This is a genomic window from Streptomyces sp. NPDC045955 (assembly GCF_056430805.1).
Genome location: NZ_JBWKKY010000016.1, coordinates 60,446 through 78,871 on the forward strand (window position 1 = coordinate 60,446; position 18,426 = coordinate 78,871).

The window sequence follows — 18,426 nt, forward strand, 5'->3', positions numbered from 1 at the left end:
ACGGCGAGGCGGGGCGGGACGGTGGTACGCCGGGGCCGCCGGGGTGACGTCACTGGTGGGGCCGGTGCGGTCGGCGGGCCGAACGGGGCGGGGGCGCCCGCACGGCTTTCCGGAGCGACCGAAAGGCGACGCCGGGGCGGGTGGTGCGGGACCGGACGGAAGGTGACCGGTTTGTGTCCTTGAGGAGGACGCGGCCGGATGTCCGAGGACGCCGACCGAACGCCCGAGAGGGCCGGCCGGACGCTCGACGGCCCGGGACGGGTGGCACCGGCGCGGGGCGGCCCGGACCTCGAACGACGGCGGCCCACCTGCACAGTCGCAGGTGGGCCGCCGATCCGGTGGGCGATACTGGGTTCGAACCAGTGACCTCTTCGGTGTGAACGAAGCGCTCTCCCACTGAGCTAATCGCCCGGACGCAGGAAGAACATTACCCCATGTCAGGGGGTGCCTGTGACCAGCGCCGGGCCGGCCTCGGCACCCCGCCGCGACTCACTGGTCCTTGATCTTCCACGGCATGACGATGCCGAACTTCCACAGGTAGATGCCGACCAGTACGGCCACGATCACCAGCCCGATGCTCGTCAGGATGATGTTCCGGCGCCGCACCTTGGGATCGAGGGCGCGCTGCGCGGCCTCTGTGACCTTCCGCTTGGTCCAGCGGAGCACCAGCTGGGCCCACACGAATTCGGTCGCCCAGATCGCCATGCCACCGAAGATCACGACCCAGCCCGGTCCGGGCAGGGGCAGCATGATGATGCCCGCCCCGACGACCGCGAGCCCGATGATGAAGATGCCGACCTGCCAGCTCACATGCAGCAGCCGGCGCGCTTTGACGAATTCCGGTGCCCGGGAGCCGAGCGCCCGCTCCTGCTCGCTGCGCGCCTCGTCCGTCCCCGTCTCGTCCGCCGCCACGGCCACCTCGCCCGGCTCGTCACTCCCCGTATTCATACGGGCAAACACTACCCGAGCGAAACCAGTCACCGGAATGGACGCACGGCGCGAACGATCTCTCGGCCGGAAGAGTTACGTAAAGGCACGCAAAACACTCAGAGGGGTTTACAACGGCACCGTAGGTGGCATGTCGATTTCGCCGACGTGCGAATCCCCGAGCGCACACTGAGCGAAAGGCCCTGGCGCTTATGAACACCACGGTCAGCTGCGAGCTGCACCTGCGCCTCGTTGTGTCGAGCGAGTCCTCCCTGCCTGTCCCCGCAGGCCTGCGGTACGACACGGCCGACCCCTACGCCGTGCACGCCACCTTCCACACCGGAGCCGAGGAGACCGTCGAGTGGGTGTTCGCCCGCGACCTCCTCGCCGAGGGGCTTCACCGCCCTACCGGAACCGGCGACGTCCGCGTCTGGCCGTCGCGCAGTCACGGTCAGGGCGTCGTGTGCATCGCCCTGAGCTCACCGGAGGGCGAGGCCCTGCTCGAGGCCCCGGCACGGGCTCTGGAGTCCTTCCTGAAGCGGACCGACGCCGCCGTGCCGCCCGGCACGGAACACCGGCACTTCGACCTCGATCAGGAGCTCTCGCACATCCTGGCGGAAAGCTAGAGCGAGGCGCTCACCGAGCAGCCCGGCGCCGTCGACTCGGGGAGACGGCTCGGGCCAGAACAACCGCATACGGGATACACCGGCGTCGGCACCGCGGATCACGCGGTGCGGCGCCGGCTCGCGTGGGCCGCCGGATGGAGGCCCGCAGCGCGGCCTTCCGCTGCCCGGAGGCCGGGCGGGAACCCTGGCTTGCCCGGCGGCGTTGTATTCGAAGCCGTGTGCGGGCATGAGGGCGGTCCGGCGGGGGTGGAGCCGTTACCATCGGCCACCATCGGCGGGCGCCCGCCCGACCCCCAGGCCAGGGAGCGAATCGTGCTGATCACCCACGACACCCGGTGCGCCCTCGACACCGTGGTCGATCTGGTGAACACCGCGCCGGAGGACGACACGGCGCCGGACGGGCTGCCGGACGTGTCGACCCTCGCGGACTTCGTACGAAACCACGAGATCAGCGACGTGGGAGTGCTCTCGGAATTCGACCTCTCCGCGGTGCGCGAGATCCGCGGGCGGTTCGCCGCCGTCTTCGCCGCCCCCGACGCCCGGGCCGCCGCAGCCCAGATCAACGAGCTGGTCGCCGCCGCGGGCACCACACCCCGGCTCACGGACCACGACGGCTACGACTGGCATGTCCACTACTTCGCACCCGGCGCCTCCATTGCCGACCACCTGGCCGCCGACTGCGGGATGGCCCTGGCCTTCTTCGTGGTCGCCGGGGAGCAGGAGCGGCTGCGGCGGTGCGAGGCGCCCGACTGCCGGCGGGCCTTCGTCGACCTGTCCCGCAACCGCTCGCGGCGCTACTGCGACAGCCGGACCTGCGGGAACCGCCTGCATGTGGCCGCGTACCGGGCGCGGCGCAAGGAAGCGGCGGGCTGACCGCCACCGCAAAAAGCGAGTGGCAGGCGGATCATCGATGCCGACGCGGTCCCGGCGGGTGGCGCCGGGTACCGCGGGTACGGCTCACAGCAACAGCAGATCGTGCAACGAGGCCATGAGCAGCAGAGTCCCGATCACCGCAAGGAAGATCATGAGCGGTGGCTGGGATAGGGCGAAGAGGCAACCACGTGGCTCGTCCTGCCGGGGACATGGCTCGTCCTGCGGCGGCGCGGGGTCGCTCTGTTCCGTCGTGTCCAGCATCTCGCGGCGATGATGACGCAGTCACCGGCCGGACGCGATCAGCGGCCTCGTTCCGTACGGGTATGCACCGATTCCGCGAGGTCCGGATCAGGTTGTGATCACTTCCGCGCGCCCTCGGACCCACTGTGACGATTCAGCCGCCACGCGGTCGTCATATGCCGTGCTTCTTGAGGATGGCCTCGATGTCGCTGAAGTCGTCGTCCCCCCGGGACGACGCGGCGGGCCGGGCGGCCGGGCCGGCCCCCTGGCTCAGGGAGGGCGCCGAGGCCGCCGGAGCCACCGTGTCCGCTCGGGCCGCCGCGCGGGCCGCCCTGCGCTCCTTGCGGGTGCCGCCGCGGCGGCGCTCCACGAGACGCGTCGTCATGAACAGCACCCACGCCACCGCGAGCACCCCGAAGCCCGCCCAGGCGGTCAGGCTCAGCGCGGTGTCGGCCAGCCACTCGACGACGCCCGTCATCACCAGGCCGATCGGCACGAGCGAGTACGCAGCGATCCGGGTGGCCGCGAGGAATCGCTTGCGGTACGCCGTGACGGCCGCGATGCCCAGGCCTGCCGCGGACACGGCGGAGCAGACGGTCTCGGCAATCATCCGGTCCTCCAGGCGTGGCGCGGTCGGGAAGGGGCACTTCGTCCCTTCCATCCTGCACCCGCCTCCCCCCGGGCGGCCATGCCCGGGCCCGACATCAGGGAGATCTCCGGGTCGCCTCCTCCGCAGGTGCCGGTGCCGGCGCACGGCCTGGGAGACTGTCCGTATGAGCGACTCCTCCTCTGCCCCTGCCGCCGCCCCCGTCCTCGAGGTCTGGTGCGACCTCCAGTGCCCGGACTGCCGCACCGCGCTGGACGACCTCCGTGCCCTGCGCGCCCGCTACGGCAACCGTCTGGAGCTGCGGCTGCGGCACTTCCCCCTGGAGAAGAACAAGCACGCCTTCGCCGCCGCCCAGGCCGCGGAGGAGGCGTGGGAGCAGGACCGGGGATGGGAGTACGCCGAAGCGCTCCTGGGGCGGGTCGAGGAGCTGGGCCGCAAGGGAGAACCCTTCCTGGTCGAGCTGGCCCGCGAGCTGGACCTGGACGCCGAGGAGTTCGACACCGCCCTGATCGACGGCCGGCACACCCTGATCGTGGACGCCGACCAGGCCGAGGGCAAGGCGGTCGGCGTGACCGGCACCCCGACGTACGTCATCGGCGGTGAGCGGCTCGACGGAGGCAAGAGCCAGGAGGGGCTGCGCGAGCGGATCGAGCAGATCGCGGACCGGCTGCTGGCCGGGACGGAGCAGGACCAGGAGCAGCAGGGCTGACCCGACGGCCCTCACCCCGGCCCGGCCGGGCCGCCGGGCCGTTACAACAGCGGCTTGTACATCGCGTACAGCTTCGTCTCGTAGCCGAGCGACGCGTAGAGACGCTCGGCCGGGGTGTTTCCGGCGAAGACGTTGAGGCCGATGGTGCGCCTGCCTTCGACGATCGTCTGGGCCTCGGCCAGCAGCATGAGGGTGCGGCCGTGGCCCTTGCCGCGGTGGGCGGCGTGGGTCTCGACGTCGAAGACGAAGGCGCTGTCCTCGCGCACGGCGAGCCACAGGGTGCCCACCGCCTTCCCTTCGTGTTCCACGACGCTGACGAGCATGCCGGGGGTGGCGAGGCCGTCGGGCAGCAAAGTGGCGTGGTCCCGCTCCGACTTGGCGCGGGCCTCGGCCTCCGGGACGCCCCGCTCGATCCAGCTCTGCGCGTAGTCCTCCTTGCCCTTCTCCAGCCAGGGGCCGAACTCCGCCTCGGTCATGGGCCGGGCACGGCTGCCCTCCGGCAGCTGTGGCGGGGTGTCGCCGAGGGGTTTGTCCATGCCGCGGTTGCGGACGACGTAGCCAAGGGCGGTGGCGAGCCGGAACGCCGCCTCGGAGTCCGCGGGCACGGTCGCCTCGATGCGGCGGCACCCCCAGCCGCGTGCCACCTCCTCGGCGGCCAGCGCGGCCACCGTGCCCCGGCCGCGCCTGCGGTCCGGTTCCTCGATGCGCAGCTTCATGATCCGGGCCACGGCGTCACCGAACACGGGATGCGTGCCGAGATGTATCGCCCCTACGGGACGGCTGTTCACGCACACCTGGTAGCGGCGTGAGCGCGTCCCGTCGGCGTTCTGCTGAAGCGGCTCGGTCGGCCGCAGGGTCGTGGTCATCAGGGGTGTTCTACCCGCAACCACGGCCCTGGTCAGCCGAATAAGCGGGAGCCGTCAGGGGTCGAGGTCGTCCCCGGACCGCTCCTCGAAGATCCGCATGGCCTTGGCGGTCACCGGGCCGGGCGTGCCGGGCAGCTCACGGTCGTCGACCCGGTGCACGGCCTGCACGTCCCGCAGGGTCGACGTCAGGAAGACCTCGTCGGCCCGCTCCAGGACGTCCAGCGGCAGGTCGGTCTCCGCGGCGCCGGTCCATTCGACCGCCAGCGCGCGCGTGATGCCCGCGAGACAGCCCGAGGCGAGCGGCGGAGTGTGGATCTCGCCGTCGAGGACGACGAAGACGTTGGCCCCCGTGCCCTCGCAGAGCTGTCCCACCGTGTTGCCGAACAGGGCCTCGGAGGCGCCCTGTTCGCGGGCGCGGGCGAGTGCGACGACGTTCTCGGCGTACGAGGTCGTCTTCAGGCCGGCGAGCGCGCCGCGCTCGTTGCGGGTCCAGGGGACCGTGATCACGGCGGTGGAGTCGGGACGGCGGGTCGTCTCGCCGAGGGCGACGACGAGGGTCGGGCCGTGCTCGCCGCGGTCGGAGCCGAGCGGGCCGTGGCCGCCGGTGAAGGTGATGCGCAGGCGGCCGAGCGGCATGGGGTTGGCCTCCAGTACGGCGGCACAGGCGCGGCGCACCTCGTCGTGGTCCGGGTCGGGCAGCCCGAGGCCGCGCGCCGACCGGGTCAGCCGGTCGAGGTGCCGCGTGAGCGCGAACGGCCGGCCGTCCACGGCCTTCACCGTCTCGAAGATGCCGTCGCCCACGGTCAGCCCGTGATCGAAGACGGAGACGCGGGCGGACTCGATGTCCTGCAAGCCGCCGTCGAGCCAGATCTTCACGTCAGGTCCTCTCCAGTCACCTCATACGCTCCCGACGCTATCGCGAGCAGCCGGGCCGCCTTCAGCTCGGTCTCCCGCCACTCCCCCTCGGGATCCGAGCCCCATGTGATGCCGGCGCCGGTACCGAAGCGCAGCATGCCGTCGGCCCGGTCGATCCAGAAGGTACGGATACCGACGGCCAGCTCACCGGCCCGCCGATCGGCGTCGACCCAGCCGATCCCCCCGCAGTACGGCCCTCTGGGCGCGGTCTCCAGCGCGTCGATGATCCGCAGCGCGCTCGACTTGGGCGCGCCGGTGACCGAGCCGGGCGGGAAGGCGGCGGCGAGCAGCTCGGCCCAGCCGGTCCCCTCCCCCAGCTCACCGCGGACCGTCGACACGAGATGGACCAGCCCCGGATGCTTCTCGACCGCACACAGGTCGGGCACCGTCACGCTGCCGGTGGCGCAGACCCGGCCGATGTCGTTGCGGACCAGGTCCACGATCATCACGTTCTCGGCGTAGTCCTTCTCCAGCAGGTCCGTCTCGGTGCGGCCGGTGCCCTTGATCGGCCCGGACTCGACGACGCGTCCCTCGCGCCGCAGGAACAGTTCGGGGGACGCGGTGGCGATCTCCACGCCGTGACCGGGCAGGCGGATCGTTCCTGCATACGGTGCCGGGTTGCCGAGGGCCAGCAGCGACGTGAGGGCGTCCACGTCGGCTCCGGGCGCGACGGGCGCGGACAGTACCCGGCACAGGTTCGCCTGGTAGACCTCGCCGGCCGCGATGTACTCACGGATCCGCCGCACCGCCGCCGTGTACGCGGTGCGGTCGAGCGACGACGTCCAGTCACCCACCGTCGGCCCCCGCCACGCGCCGGGCACGGGGGCGGGCACGGCCGCCTGCCGCACGTCCTGGAAGCGTGCGCAGGTCAGACGGCCCTCGAAGTCGGCGCAGACCGCCCAGAAACCGCTGGACTCCAGGGCTGCGGGATCGTGGGTGACGTCGAGGAGCCCGGTGGCGACACGGTCGCCGAAGCGGGCGAGAGGAGGGAGGTCGAGCACGCAGTCGAGTCTATGGCGGGTGTCCCGCGGGTGACCGGCGGATGTCCCTTCGTGAGGCCCTGCGACCGCCCTGAGCAGGGGAAGCGCAGCACGCTGCACAAACGCGTTTTTGTGCTGGCCCCGGAATCCGCTAGAGTTCAACTCGTCGCCGGGCCGCGAGAGCGGACCGAAACGACAAGCGGACGTAGCTCAGTTGGTAGAGCGCAACCTTGCCAAGGTTGAGGTCGCGAGTTCGAACCTCGTCGTCCGCTCGAAGGAACAGGGGGCTTCCCGGCCCCTTGCACTCCTGGTGGAGTGGCCGAGAGGCGAGGCAACGGCCTGCAAAGCCGTCTACACGGGTTCAAATCCCGTCTCCACCTCCATGGACGATTAGCTCAGCGGGAGAGCGCTTCCCTGACACGGAAGAGGTCACTGGTTCAATCCCAGTATCGTCCACTGGATCTGCTCCAAGATCCGACCCGCGCGATTAGCTCAGCGGGAGAGCGCTTCCCTGACACGGAAGAGGTCACTGGTTCAATCCCAGTATCGCGCACGCAGTGCCCGTGATCCGCTGCAGTCGGTGGTCACGGTCCCGAGGACGATTAGCTCAGCGGGAGAGCGCTTCCCTGACACGGAAGAGGTCACTGGTTCAATCCCAGTATCGTCCACACCACACCGGAGCCCCCGGCCGTACGCATCGGCCGGGGGCTTCGTCGTGTGGTGATCGCCGTGTCAGGACGAGAACAGCATGCGCCCGAAGCTCTTCTGCCGGTGGTGACCGTGGTGGCCATGGTGTCCGTGACCGCCGTGCGGGGCGCCCCAGGCGGGGGCCGGCGGGGCGGGGTAGGCCTGCGGGGCAGGCGGGGGCGGCGGGGCCGACTGCGACCATTGGGCCTCCAGACGTGTCAGCGACTCCAGCTCGCCGTAGTCGAGAAAGATCCCGCGGCAGCCGCTGCACTGCTCGATCTGGACACCGTTGCGGTTGTAGGTGTGCATCGGGGCATGGCACTTCGGACACTGCATGGTGGTTCAACTCCTCGCCGGTCGGTCCTGCTTCGTGTGTCGCCAGGACAGACTCTGTCCGGCTTGTGGTCGGTTGCACCCTACTTCGCGTGCTCCTGCGCCAACTGTGGCGGGACGGTAGCCATTCGGTCACAGGCGTCCACGACCGACTGCTCCACCTCGTCCAGGGCGCGACCTGCCGCGACCGCCTTGGCGACGGCCCGGGCCGCGGTCTGCACGGTGAGGGCGCGGGCGGGGACGTCCAGGGCGGGCCAGGGGTCGCCGTCGGCCGGGACGGCTGGGCCGCACTCGGCGCGGTAGGCGGCGAGAAACCGGGCCCAGTCGCCGGGCGGGAGCAGTCCGCAGGCGTACCAGGCGGCGGGGCGGGCGAGATCCCAGGCCGGGACGCCGACGCCGAGGTCGTCCACGTCGATCAGCTGCCAGGGGCCTTCGGGGGCGGGGTGGCGTACGAGCTGGCCGAGGTGGAGGTCGCCGTGGCACAGGGTGCCGGTCTGCGGCATCGGGGCCTCGGCCCGGGCCCAGGCGGGGAGGGTGTCCCAGGCGCGCAGGACGGGGAGCGCGGCGGGGTGCGGGCCGGCGTCCCGGAGCCGGGCGATGGCGTGGGCCGCCTTGGCGGGGCCTCGCATGGTGGGCGTCCCCGGCGGGGCCGGAGTCCGGTGCAGTCGGGCGAGGAGGGTGGCGGCGGCTTCCCAGGGGGCGGCGTCGGGGGTGTCCGGGTCGACCGGGGTGCCGTACGGCCAGAACGTCACGAGGCGGTCGTGCAGCTCGGCCGGGGCCGGGGTGAGAGGTGGCAGGAGGATGCCGGGGTGGTCGGTGGCGAGGGCGAGGCGGGTGGTCAGTTCGGCCGGGTCGGTGTCCTCGGGGTGAGCCTTCGCGACGGTGTCCGCGTGGCGTACGACGATGCCGTCGGGGCGGTCCGCGAGGGTGGCTGCGCCGCAGGGGCAGGCCGAGGAGCGTGCGTGAGCGGTGGCTCGGGCCTTGACGGTGAGCTGTTGAACGAGCAGGGCGGGGGCGGGGTTCACCGGGGCGAGAGTACGCGCAGGTGGGCCCGGGCGGTAAGGCGCTGTCGGCTTCAGGTGCTCGGCGTCGGTGCCGGTGCCGGGTGGGCGCGCGGCCCGGCGGAACGGGTACCGCCGACGGCTGAGCCCGAGGGGGTGGCTGGGCGCACCTCCCAGGCCCTCCCTTGAGGCACTGGGGGGGGAGGCACGACTGCCCGCAGGGCCGGCCGGCGGGCCGCACCCGCGCAGGCGCGTGGAAAGGGTAATGCCGGCGCAGCTCCCCAGCTGCGCCGGCATTTGTGCCGTCCGCCGCACCCCCGTCCCCACGGGGTTTCATGGGTGGGATGTCCCCGCCCGGACCGCTCTTCCGGGCCTGGGGTCGCCGCTCAGCGCCCCAGCATCTCTCCCACGGACGACGCCTGTGTGGCCACTGTCTCCCACCCGTCGAAGACGAGGAGGAGCAGGACCGCCAGGGGAAGGGCCATCAGCGTCGCCACCACGGGGTGGCGGCGGCCCTGACGGCGGGAGCGGAACGCGGCGGCGTACACCTTGCGTCCCTCATCGCGGATCAGTGCCCGCGGTGCCGTGTGGGCCATGGTCCTTCTCCTGACCGTTCTCAGTTGTCGTTGGCAGCGGCGGGTGTCTGACCTCGGGGGACGAGTGCTGCACCCGCCGCTTGACCTCAAATCTAGGTGTCCGGCCCGTCCCGGGCGTCATGCCCTCGTACCGATTGCCGGGCCTCCCGGAGGATGAGCCGTCACCAGCGATGTACTCCCCTGGGTGGAGACGGAGACCGTGGTCTCAGGGTCTTCCCCGACGGGGCGCCCGGCTCACCCCGATTTGTTCGGTTTTTCCTCCCTCGGAATGGGCTGTTCGACCAGGGCCGGCACCCGGTTCGCCATGAAGCGGGCCGTACGCACGACTGTTCCTCCCTCACTGCCTGAACGGCGTGAGGGACCCCCACCCGGTGACTTCGCTCACTTCCACGACACTTCGGCGTACCGCCGTCTCCACCCTGTGGCCCGCCCTGCTCGCCACCACCGCGTACGCGCGCGTCGGGTCGCCGGCGTCCACCATCATCGCCGCACGGTCACCCTGCACGGGTCCAATCCCCCTCCCGGGCCAGGCGGTTGGGGTCATCCTCCGCGCGAACGCGGCCTGTTCGCACGCCCCCTGACCACCCTTCACGTCACCCACCCACCACTGACAATCCATCGCCCCGAGAGGGCGCGGCCTCTGCGCGCGGGCGGCTGTGGAAACGTAAGCTGTGGCTCGTCACAGGACCGGGCAGCGGGGATGAACATGGCGATGATGCGCCTGAGGCGCGAGGACCCGCGCGTCGTCGGCTCGTTCAGGCTTCACAGACGGCTCGGCGCGGGCGGGATGGGCGTGGTCTACCTGGGCTCCGACAAGAAGGGGCAGCGGGTCGCGCTCAAGGTCATCCGGCCTGATCTGGCGGAGGACCAGGAGTTCCGCTCGCGGTTCGCCCGTGAGGTCTCGGCGGCCAGACGCATCCGCGGCGGGTGCACGGCACGGCTCGTGGCCGCCGACCTCGACGCGGACCGGCCCTGGTTCGCCACGCAGTACGTACCCGGCCCCTCCCTGCACGACAAGGTCGCCGCCGAGGGACCGCTCGGCGCGGCCGACGTCGCCGCCGTCGGTGCCGCCCTCTCGGAAGGCCTGGTCGCCGTGCACGAGGCCGGGGTCGTACACCGGGACCTGAAGCCGTCCAACATCCTGCTGTCCCCGAAGGGTCCGCGGATCATCGACTTCGGCATCGCCTGGGCGACCGGCGCCTCGACGCTCACCCACGTGGGGACGGCGGTCGGCTCGCCGGGCTTCCTCGCACCGGAGCAGGTGCGCGGGGCCGCCGTCACACCGGCCACGGACGTGTTCTCGCTCGGTGCCACGCTCGCGTACGCCTCGATGGGCGACTCGCCCTTCGGGCACGGCAGTTCCGAGGTGATGCTGTACCGCGTCGTGCACGAGGAACCGCAGCTGCACGGCGTACCCGACGCATTGGCTCCGCTCGTCCAGGCGTGCCTGGCGAAGGACCCCGAGGAACGGCCCAGCACACTCCAACTGTCCATGCGGCTCAAGGAGATCGCGGCCCGCGAGGCGCAGGACGTCGCCGGCGTCCGGCCGCCCGCACCGCGCGGCGCCGAGACCGACCGGCTCACCGACACCTACCCCGAGCGCGGCCGTCGTCCGCAGGGACAGCAGGGTGCGGGGACTGCCGGGGCGCAGCGGGGCCGGGGCACTCCCCCGCCTCGGCGCTCCCCCGGGCCCGGGGACGGCACTCCGTCGCCGGACGGCCCGGCTTCCCAGAGCGGAGCCGGCGCGCGGGGCGGCTCCCGGGCGGCGGGCGGTGGGAGCCGCGGCAGGACTCCGGTGCGCGGCTCCGGCGCCTCGCGCGGCGGCACCCCGTCGCGGTCCGGGGCACGGCCGACGCCCACCGGGCGCAACGGAACCCGGTCCGGCAGCGGCAGCCGCCCCACGCCCCACAGCGGTACCGGACGACCTGCGTCCAGGAACACCGGGACCGGGCTGCGGCCCGCCAATCCCCGGCTGCTGCGGCAGCGGCTGTTCGTGTTCGTCGTGGTCACTCTGCTGGTGGCGGTCGGCATCGCCCTGGTGCAGGGCTGCCAGGGCTCGGCGCGGGGACTCGGCGACGACGGAGGCGGGGCCCGGCAGGAGCACGTCCAGCAGGGCTACGAACCGCAGGAATCCCACCGTAGGGCCGGTTTTTGAGGGCCGCCGCCGTCACAGTTCGGGCAGGATCCGTTCGAAGAACTCGCGGTCGCCGTCGAAGACCGGTTCCAGGGCGAGGAACTCCTCCGGCGTGACCCAGCGGGTCTCGGCGACCTCGCCGGGGTCGGGGACGACTTCCCCCGTGTCCGCGCGGGCGGTCCACCAGTGGAGACGGAAGAGGCGGTCGTCGGTCTCCGACTCCCACACCTTCGCCAGCGGCACGACGGTGAGGCCGACCTCCTCGCGGACCTCCCGGACGACCGCCTGCTCCTGGGTCTCGCCCGGTTCGAGCTTGCCGCTCAGCGGCTGCCAGTAGCCGGGACGGGCGACCCGCGGGCCGCGCCGGATCGCGAGGACGCGGTCCCCGCGCCGCAGTACGGCGACGATCGCCTGGCGCTGTTCCACGTACTGCCCCCCAGGACCTAGGACTGAGGGCGGCCGGTGGCCACGGCGTAGAAGGCGACGGCCGCCGCCGCGCCCACGTTGAGGGAGTCGACGCCGTGGGACATGGGGATGCGGACCCACTCGTCGGCGGCGACCAGGGCCTGGGTGGAGAGGCCGTCGCCCTCGGCGCCGAGCATGAGGGCGACGCGGTCCATGGTGTGCGGGGCGGCCTCGTCGAGGGGCCGGGCCTTCTCGTCGGGGGTGAGGGCGAGGAGTGTGAAGCCCGCCTCGCGGACCGACTCCAGGCCCTTGGGCCAGGTGTCCAGACGGGCGTACGGCACGGAGAAGACCGCGCCCATGGAAACCTTGACGCTGCGGCGGTACAGGGGGTCGGCGCAGTCCGGGGAGAGCAGGACCGAGTCCATGCCCAGGGCCGCGGCGGAGCGGAAGATCGCGCCGATGTTGGTGTGGTCGTTGACCGACTCCATGATCACCACGCGGCGGGCGGTCTGGAGGAGGTCGGCGGCCGTGGGCAGGGGCTTGCGCTGCATGGAGGCGAGCGCGCCGCGGTGCACGTGGTAGCCGGTGACCTGCTCGGCGAGCTCCGGGCTGACCGCGTAGACCGGGGCGGGGAGTTCGTCGATGACGTCGCGCATGACGTCGACCCACTTGGCCGAGAGCAGCATGGACCGCATCTCGTAGCCCGCTTCCTTGGCCCTTCGGATGACCTTCTCGCCCTCCGCGATGAACAGGCCCTCGGCGGGTTCGCGCTTGCGGCGCAGCTCCACGTCGGTCAGGCCGGTGTAGTCGCGCAGGCGCGGGTCGTCGGGATCCTCGACGGTGATGAGATCGGCCACAGAGTGATACTGCCTTGTCCTGGGTGCGGTGCCAACGGCTTGGGACGGTTGTGTTACCCCGGGTTACTCGCGGGGCGCGGCGGCCGTGGGGCCGACCTTCACGACCTCGCCGATGACGATGACCGCGGGAGGCTTCACGTCCTCGGTACGGACCGTCTCCGCGACCGTCGCGAGGGTCGCGTCGACTCGGCGCTGAGCCGCCGTGGTGCCCTCCTGGACGAGGGCGACGGGGGTGTCGGCCGGCTTTCCGTGGGCGACGAGCGTCTCCGCGATCTTCCCGATCTTGTCGACGCCCATGAGGATCACCAGCGTGCCGGTCAGCCTGGCCAGGGACGGCCAGTCGACCAGGGAGCGCTCGTCGTCCGGCGCGACATGGCCGCTGACCACGGTGAACTCGTGGGCGACGCCGCGGTGGGTGACCGGGATACCGGCCGCGCTCGGGACCGAGATCGAGCTGGAGATCCCGGGGACGACCGTGCAGGGGATGCCGACCTCGGCGAGCGCCTGGAGTTCCTCCATGCCGCGGCCGAAGACGTAGGGGTCCCCGCCCTTCAGGCGGACCACCGACTTGCCCTGCTTCGCGTGCTCGATCAGCGCGTTGTTGATGGCCTCCTGGGCCATGAAGCGGCCGTAAGGGATCTTCGCCGCGTCGATCACCTCGACGTGGGGCGGGAGTTCGGTGAGGAGATCGCGCGGGCCGAGGCGATCCGCGATGACGACGTCCGCCTCGGCGAGCAGGCGGCGGCCGCGCACGGTGATCAGGTCCGGGTCGCCGGGGCCGCCGCCGACCAGGGCGACTCCGGGTGTGCGGGTGCGGTGGTGCGGGGCGACGAGCGTGCCGTCGCGCAGGCCCTCGACGACCGCGTCGCGGATGGCGGCGGTGTGGCGGGGGTCGCGGCCGCGGGCGTCCGTGGTCAGCACGGCGACCGTGACACCCTCGCTGTGGCCGGTGGCCGGGGTCCAGGCCGTCGCCTCGTCGGCGTCGTCGGAGCGGACGCACCAGACGCGGCGGCGTTCCGCCTCGGCGGAGGCCCTCGTGTTCGCTTCCGTGTCGCCGGTGGCGATCAGCGCGTACCAGGCGTCCGCGAGGTCGCCCTCCTCGTAGGGGCGCCGGTGCCAGGTGATTTCACCGGCGTCCGCCATGGCCTCTACGGAGGGGGTGACCTCGGGGGACACCAGGAGGATGTCCGCGCCCGCGGCGATGAGCGCCGGGAGGCGGCGCTGGGCGACCTGGCCGCCGCCGAGGACGACCACGCGGCGGCCGGTGAGGCGGAGGCCTACGGGGTAGGCGGGGTGTTCGGCCATGGGGTGCGGCTCCTGTTGCGGCGGGTTCAATGCCCTGACGTGCGGATTTTAAGGTGCGAGTCGTTGTGGGGGCACAGGTGTCCGGTGGCTGGGCGTCCTCGCCGGACACGGACCACCGGAGCCACAGGTGCCTTACTTCTCGGTCACTCCCGCCGAATCGAACGTCGCCACCTCGTGCATCGCTCTGGCCGTGCTCTGGACCAGGGGGAGGGCCAGGAGGGCGCCCGTGCCTTCACCGAGGCGGAGGTCGAGGTCGACCAGGGGACGCAGGCCGAGCTTGTTCAGGGCGGCCACATGGCCTGGCTCGGCACTGCGGTGGCCTGCGATGCAGGCCGCCAGGACCTCCGGGGCGATGGCCCGCGCCACCAGGGCGGCGGCGCCGGCGCTGACGCCGTCCAGGATCACCGGCGTGCGCAGCGACGCGCCGCCGAGGAGGAGGCCGACGATGGCGGCGTGTTCGAAGCCGCCGATCGCGGCGAGCACGCCGATCGGGTCGGCCGGGTCCGGCTGGTGGAGTTCGAGGGCACGGCGGACGACCTCGGTCTTGCGGGCGAGGGTCTCGTCGTTGATGCCGGTGCCGCGGCCCGTCACCTCGGCCGGGTCCACCCCCGTGAAGACGGAGATCAGGGCGGCGGACGCGGTCGTGTTCGCGATGCCCATCTCGCCGGTGAGGAGTGCCTTGTTGCCGGCGGCGACCAGGTCGCGGGCGGTGTCGATGCCCACCTCGATGGCCTGCTTGGCCTCCTCGCGGGTCATCGCGGGGCCGGTGGTCATGTCGGACGTGCCGGCCCGGACCTTGCGGGGCAGCAGGCCCGGCGTGGCCGGGAGGTCGGCGGCGACGCCCACGTCGACGATGCAGACCTCGGCGCCGACCTGGGTGGCGAAGGCGTTGCAGACGGCTCCGCCGCCGAGGAAGTTGGCCACCATCTGGGCCGTGACCTCCTGCGGCCAGGGGGTGACCCCCTGCGCGTGCACGCCGTGGTCCCCGGCGAAGATCGCGACGGCGGCGGGCTCCGGGATGGGCGGCGGGCACTGGCGGGACAGGCCGGACAGCTGCGCGGAGATGATCTCCAGCATGCCCAGCGCACCGGCCGGCTTGGTCATACGCTTCTGGCGCTCCCACGCCTCGCCGAGCGCCTTGGCGTCGAGCGGGCGGATCTGCGCGACGGTCTCGGCGAGCAGGTCGTGCGGTTCCTCTCCGGGCAGTGCGCGTCGGCCGTACGTCTCCTCGTGCACGACCCACGACAGCGGGCGGCGCTTGGACCAGCCCGCCTGCAGCAGCTCGGGCTCGTCCGGGAACTCGTCGACGTAACCGACGCACAGGTAGGCGATGACCTCGAGGTGCTCGGGCAGGTCGAGGGCGCGGACCATCTCGCGCTCGTCGAAGAAGCTGACCCAGCCGACGCCGAGGCCTTCGGCGCGGGCGGCGAGCCAGAGGTTCTCCACGGCCAGGGCGGCCGAGTACGGGGCCATCTGGGGTTGGGTGTGGCGGCCGAGGGTGTGGCGGCCGCCGCGGGTCGGGTCGGCGGTGACGACGATGTTCACCGGCGTGTCGAGGATGGCCTCGATCTTCAGTTCCTTGAACTGCTTGGCCCGGCCCTTGGGGAGGGACTTCGCGTAGGCGTCGCGCTGGCGCATGGCCAGTTCGTGCATCGCGCGCCGGGTGTCGGCGGAGCGGATGACGACGAAGTCCCAGGGCTGCGAGTGGCCGACGGAGGGCGCGTGGTGGGCGGCCTCCAGGACACGGAGCAGCACCTCGTGCGGGATGGGGTCGCTGCGGAAGCCGTTGCGGATGTCGCGGCGTTCGCGCATGACCTTCAGTACGGCCTCGCGCTCGGCCGGCTCGTAGCCGGGGGCGGCGGGACCGGTGGACTGCCGTGCTTCTCCCACTGCGGCCGCACTCTCTGCTTCGTGGCGTTCCTGGTCCGCCAGGTCTTCTTGTTCTGCGCCCCGGGTGTCCAGGTCGTCGGCGTTCTGTGCGAGTTCGGCGTCGCCTTCGCGGGGTGCGGGGACGATGACCACGGGTTCCGCCTCGGGCTGGGCCGGCTGGGGGACGGCGGCCTGGGACTGCTGCGGGCCCTGGACGTGCTGTCCGGCCCGCTCGTCCGGGGCCGTGCCGGGGAGTACGACGGTGACGTCCTCGGCGGGTGCCGGGGGGGTCTCCTGGGTCTGGGGTGGGGTTTGGGGAGTCTGTGAGGACTGGGGGGTTTGGGGGGTCTGTGAGGACTGGGGAGCTTCGGAGGCCTCCGATGCCGCGGGGGCAGGGGTGGCTGCGGTGGGCTCGGGCGCGGCGGCCGTCGCCTCGGGTGTGGTGACCACCGACTCGGGCACGGCGGCCGTCGCCTCGGGTGTGGTGACCACCGGCTCGGGCACGGCGGCCGTCGGCTCCGGTGTGGTGACCACCGGCTCGGGCGCCGGCGCCGCCGGCTCGGCTGTGGGGCCGGGCGCGGGTGTTGCGGGTTCCTGAGCCGGTACCGCCGCCGCTGCCTCGGCGGTCGCGGGGGGTGCCGCATGGGCAGGTGCGGGGGCCTCTGCTGCGGAGTCAGGGGGGGCCGTCTCGATGGGCTGAGGAGGCGCCGTTGCGGCAGGAGGCTGGGGGGCTTCGGGGGCCTCCGGTGCGGCGGCGGGTGCGGCCGGAGTGGGCACATCGGCGGGCGCAGGGACCTCGGTAGCCGGAGCGCCGGCTACCGGGGCGGGCGCTTCGGTCGCCGGGGCAGGCGCCTCGGGGGCAGGGGCGGGCGCTTCAGGCGTGGCAGCCGCGGTCTGCGGTGCCGTCATCTCGGGTTCCTGCACGGCTGCCTCGGGAGCCTGGGGGGCAGCTTGCGGCGCGATCGGCTCAGTGGCGGGCGCGGCGGTCTCGTCCCCACTGGCCTCCGGCTCCTGCGCGGCGGCCTCGGGGACGACCCCCGCCGCCGGTGTCCGCGCAGTCGTGTCCGGCGCCTGAGCAGGCACGGTCTGCGCCGCATCCGCCTCGGGCGGGGCTACGACAGCAGGCTCGGGCGCGGCAGCGGCCTCCGGGGCCGGGACCGCCTCGGGCACCGGTGCGGCCTCCGGGGCAGGGGCGGCCTCCGGGGCAGGGGCGGAGGCCGGGGCCTGCTCACCACCGTCGGCGGATGCGCCGGCGGCATCCGGCCCGGGTGCGCCGGGAGCACCATCGGCGAGCGCCGGTTCGCCATCCTGGCCGGGACCGTGCACGACCGACGCCGGCGCCTCCCCCGGAACCGGCTCGGAAGCGGCCACGGCCGCGGCCTCCTGGCCGACGCCCGCGCCGGCGGGGTCACCCACAACACCCGAGCCCTGCTCGGGTTCGCCCTGCTCCGGCTCCGCCGCGACCACCGGCTCACCCACCGGACCGTCGCCCGCACCAGCCGGCTCGGCCTCAACCGGCGCGCCCTGCACGGGCTCGGCCACGGTCACGGCCACTGGCTCACCATCCGGGCCGCCGCTCACACCAGCCGGCTCACCGGCGACTCCGGGCTCAGCCGCGGCCACCTGCTCCCCGGAGGTACCGGTGCCGGGGCCCACGCCGGCGGGGTCACCCACAACGACCGCACCCTCGGCGGGAACGGCCTGCTCCGGCTCGCCGGAAGCCACCGGGGCACCGGCGGGCTCGCCCGGCGCCGTCGCACCCTGCGCGGGCTGCTCGGCGTTGGCATCCTGCACAGGTTGCCCGGCGTAAGCACCCTGCGCCGACCCGGCCGGGGCCGTCGCTGCCGCAGGCGCAGGCTCCGGCTCCGGGGCGACGCGGGTGGCGACGGCCTGGGCCGTGCCCGCCTGCTCCGCTGCCGGAACAACCGTTTCCGCAGGCGCCGCCCCGGCGCTCACCGGGGCCTGGGCCGGAACCTGCGCGCCCCAGGGCGCGGCAGCCGGCGCGGGCGCCTCAGGGGCGCGCGGGGCGTCGAGGTACTCGGGGCCGGGCGCCGCGCCCGCGGACTGTCGTGCCGGCGCTTCCGCCGGGCCGCGGTCGGCGAGCGAGCGGACCGGGCTGGCGGAGCTGTCGGGCAGGGGCGGGCCGAGGTGCAACGGCCGGCGCGGGGTGATGGGCGGGATCGGCGGCGGGTCGGGCAGGCGGACGCCGCCGAGGTCGACCGAGCCGCTGTCGCGGCCGGAGATCTCGTGCGGGCCCGGCTGGTGGACGGCCTCGACCACCGGCTCCGGCGCGGGCGGGGCGACCTCGTTGCCCCAGGCGCCATGCGAGCCCGGCAGCAGCAGGTCTTCGTCCTCGGCGGTGTCTTCGGAGAGGTAGGCGTACGCACCGTGCGCGGAGGCGCCCGGCTGTTCCACCATGCCTGCGTTCTCCGGCAGTCCCTCGCCCGGGACCTGGCCGGTGTCGGTCATGCGTACCCCTCGCCCATCGGTTAGTGC

Annotated in this window: 16 protein-coding genes, 6 tRNA genes and 1 pseudogene; 9 read left to right on the forward strand and 14 right to left on the reverse strand. The window is 73.0% G+C overall.

The genetic code is table 11. From position 1 onward, the window contains the following. Positions 1–339: 339 nt before the first annotated feature. A tRNA-Val gene (locus AC07F0_RS29000) sits at positions 340–411 on the reverse strand. A gap of 78 nt (positions 412–489) precedes the next feature. Then, complete coding sequence (locus AC07F0_RS29005) at positions 490–948, reverse strand: TIGR02611 family protein (RefSeq protein ID WP_478983022.1); 459 nt, start codon at positions 946–948, stop codon at positions 490–492. Between the two features lie 191 nt (positions 949–1,139). Here AC07F0_RS29005 and AC07F0_RS29010 point away from each other — a divergent pair, with 191 nt between their 5' ends. Beyond that, positions 1,140–1,553: an SsgA family sporulation/cell division regulator gene (locus tag AC07F0_RS29010; RefSeq protein WP_004002642.1), complete on the forward strand. Its 414-nt coding sequence runs from the start codon at positions 1,140–1,142 to the stop codon at positions 1,551–1,553. Between the two features lie 312 nt (positions 1,554–1,865). Then, positions 1,866–2,426, forward strand: coding sequence for a CGNR zinc finger domain-containing protein (locus AC07F0_RS29015; RefSeq protein WP_478983023.1), 561 nt, complete (start codon positions 1,866–1,868; stop codon positions 2,424–2,426). Positions 2,427–2,838: 412 nt separating this feature from the next. Here the strand turns inward: AC07F0_RS29015 and AC07F0_RS29020 are convergent, their stop codons facing one another. Next, the gene (locus AC07F0_RS29020) at positions 2,839–3,276 is read right to left on the reverse strand and encodes a hypothetical protein (protein ID WP_478983024.1); all 438 of its coding nucleotides are present in this window, start codon (positions 3,274–3,276) and stop codon (positions 2,839–2,841) included. A gap of 163 nt (positions 3,277–3,439) precedes the next feature. On the opposite strand from AC07F0_RS29020, the gene AC07F0_RS29025 reads away from it, so the two are divergent. Next, positions 3,440–3,982: a DsbA family protein gene (locus AC07F0_RS29025; protein ID WP_478983025.1), complete on the forward strand. Its 543-nt coding sequence runs from the start codon at positions 3,440–3,442 to the stop codon at positions 3,980–3,982. A 41-nt stretch (positions 3,983–4,023) separates the two neighbouring features. On the opposite strand, the gene AC07F0_RS29030 is transcribed toward AC07F0_RS29025, so the two are convergent. Genes AC07F0_RS29030 through AC07F0_RS29040 form a run of 3 tightly spaced genes read right to left on the reverse strand, consistent with a single transcriptional unit; the run spans position 4,024 to position 6,764 of the window. Next, positions 4,024–4,848, reverse strand: a complete 825-nt coding sequence (locus AC07F0_RS29030) for a GNAT family N-acetyltransferase (protein WP_478983026.1) — start codon at positions 4,846–4,848, stop codon at positions 4,024–4,026. Positions 4,849–4,902: 54 nt separating this feature from the next. Beyond that, positions 4,903–5,724, reverse strand: coding sequence for an aminotransferase class IV (locus AC07F0_RS29035; protein ID WP_478983027.1), 822 nt, complete (start codon positions 5,722–5,724; stop codon positions 4,903–4,905). Continuing rightward, a complete protein-coding gene (locus tag AC07F0_RS29040; RefSeq protein ID WP_478983028.1) occupies positions 5,721–6,764 on the reverse strand; it encodes a chorismate-binding protein in 1,044 nt (347 codons plus the stop codon). The genes AC07F0_RS29035 and AC07F0_RS29040 overlap by 4 nt, the downstream gene beginning before the upstream one ends. Positions 6,765–6,942: 178 nt before the next feature. On the opposite strand from AC07F0_RS29040, the gene AC07F0_RS29045 reads away from it, so the two are divergent. The 5 genes from AC07F0_RS29045 to AC07F0_RS29065 all read left to right on the forward strand — a co-directional run bounded on the left by AC07F0_RS29045 (position 6,943) and on the right by AC07F0_RS29065 (position 7,411). Further along, positions 6,943–7,015, forward strand: a tRNA-Gly gene (locus tag AC07F0_RS29045). A gap of 37 nt (positions 7,016–7,052) precedes the next feature. Continuing rightward, positions 7,053–7,126: transfer RNA gene (locus tag AC07F0_RS29050), tRNA-Cys, on the forward strand. Position 7,127: 1 nt separating this feature from the next. Continuing rightward, positions 7,128–7,199, forward strand: a tRNA-Val gene (locus AC07F0_RS29055). A 25-nt stretch (positions 7,200–7,224) separates the two neighbouring features. Then, a tRNA-Val gene (locus tag AC07F0_RS29060) sits at positions 7,225–7,296 on the forward strand. Positions 7,297–7,339: 43 nt separating this feature from the next. Next, positions 7,340–7,411: transfer RNA gene (locus AC07F0_RS29065), tRNA-Val, on the forward strand. 64 nt (positions 7,412–7,475) lie between these two features. Here the strand turns inward: AC07F0_RS29065 and AC07F0_RS29070 are convergent. From AC07F0_RS29070 to AC07F0_RS29085, 4 genes and pseudogenes are all read right to left on the reverse strand, one after another. Then, on the reverse strand, positions 7,476–7,766 hold the full coding sequence (locus AC07F0_RS29070; RefSeq protein ID WP_082319853.1) for a TFIIB-type zinc ribbon-containing protein: 291 nt from the start codon (positions 7,764–7,766) through the stop codon (positions 7,476–7,478). Between the two features lie 80 nt (positions 7,767–7,846). Continuing rightward, on the reverse strand, positions 7,847–8,788 hold the full coding sequence (locus AC07F0_RS29075; protein WP_478983029.1) for a phosphotransferase family protein: 942 nt from the start codon (positions 8,786–8,788) through the stop codon (positions 7,847–7,849). A 362-nt stretch (positions 8,789–9,150) separates the two neighbouring features. Then, positions 9,151–9,360, reverse strand: a complete 210-nt coding sequence (locus AC07F0_RS29080; RefSeq protein WP_436731441.1) for a hypothetical protein — start codon at positions 9,358–9,360, stop codon at positions 9,151–9,153. 234 nt (positions 9,361–9,594) lie between these two features. Further along, positions 9,595–9,865 (reverse strand): annotated as a pseudogene (locus tag AC07F0_RS29085) (hypothetical protein). A 195-nt stretch (positions 9,866–10,060) separates the two neighbouring features. On the opposite strand from AC07F0_RS29085, the gene AC07F0_RS29090 reads away from it, so the two are divergent. Further along, positions 10,061–11,515, forward strand: a complete 1,455-nt coding sequence (locus AC07F0_RS29090; protein ID WP_478983030.1) for a serine/threonine-protein kinase — start codon at positions 10,061–10,063, stop codon at positions 11,513–11,515. 12 nt (positions 11,516–11,527) lie between these two features. Here the strand turns inward: AC07F0_RS29090 and AC07F0_RS29095 are convergent, their stop codons facing one another. From AC07F0_RS29095 to cobT, 4 genes are all read right to left on the reverse strand, one after another. Further along, positions 11,528–11,920 (reverse strand): NUDIX domain-containing protein, encoded by a 393-nt coding sequence (locus tag AC07F0_RS29095; RefSeq protein ID WP_478983031.1) that lies wholly within the window; start codon positions 11,918–11,920, stop codon positions 11,528–11,530. A gap of 17 nt (positions 11,921–11,937) precedes the next feature. Then, on the reverse strand, positions 11,938–12,756 hold the full coding sequence (locus tag AC07F0_RS29100) for a TrmH family RNA methyltransferase (RefSeq protein WP_478983032.1): 819 nt from the start codon (positions 12,754–12,756) through the stop codon (positions 11,938–11,940). Between the two features lie 63 nt (positions 12,757–12,819). Further along, entirely contained in the window at positions 12,820–14,061 is a 1,242-nt protein-coding gene (cobA, locus tag AC07F0_RS29105; RefSeq protein ID WP_478983033.1) for a uroporphyrinogen-III C-methyltransferase, read from the reverse strand. A gap of 132 nt (positions 14,062–14,193) precedes the next feature. Then, complete coding sequence (gene cobT / locus AC07F0_RS29110) at positions 14,194–18,399, reverse strand: nicotinate-nucleotide--dimethylbenzimidazole phosphoribosyltransferase (RefSeq protein WP_478983034.1); 4,206 nt, start codon at positions 18,397–18,399, stop codon at positions 14,194–14,196. Between the last annotated feature and the right edge of the window lie 27 nt (positions 18,400–18,426).